At 32.4% G+C, this 210-nt stretch carries 1 pseudogene; it reads left to right on the top strand.

The window, feature by feature from the left end:
- A pseudogene (locus HJY11_RS14740) lies at nucleotides 1-210 on the top strand (group II intron reverse transcriptase/maturase); the annotation flags it as partial.

Raw genomic sequence — 210 nt, 5'->3', positions numbered from 1 at the left:
AAAACCACTTACCGAAATCTAAGTTATCTGAACTGGAAATATCAAAATGGATTTAGTCAAGAAGAAATATTTAAGGTTGCTAATTCCAGACTTGGATGGTACAGAAAAAGTGGAATGAACGTAGTGAATTTCATTATCAGTAAAGATTTACTTGAAAATAGGATAAAAGAAGGAGCTGGTCTGCTCAATCCCTTATCCTATTACTTAGTT

Source organism: Bittarella massiliensis (ex Durand et al. 2017) (assembly GCF_017566145.1).
GTDB lineage: Bacteria > Bacillota > Clostridia > Oscillospirales > Ruminococcaceae > Bittarella > Bittarella massiliensis_A.
Note: the sequence above shows the minus strand (reverse complement) of the source record. Positions and strands in the feature narration are given on the sequence as shown.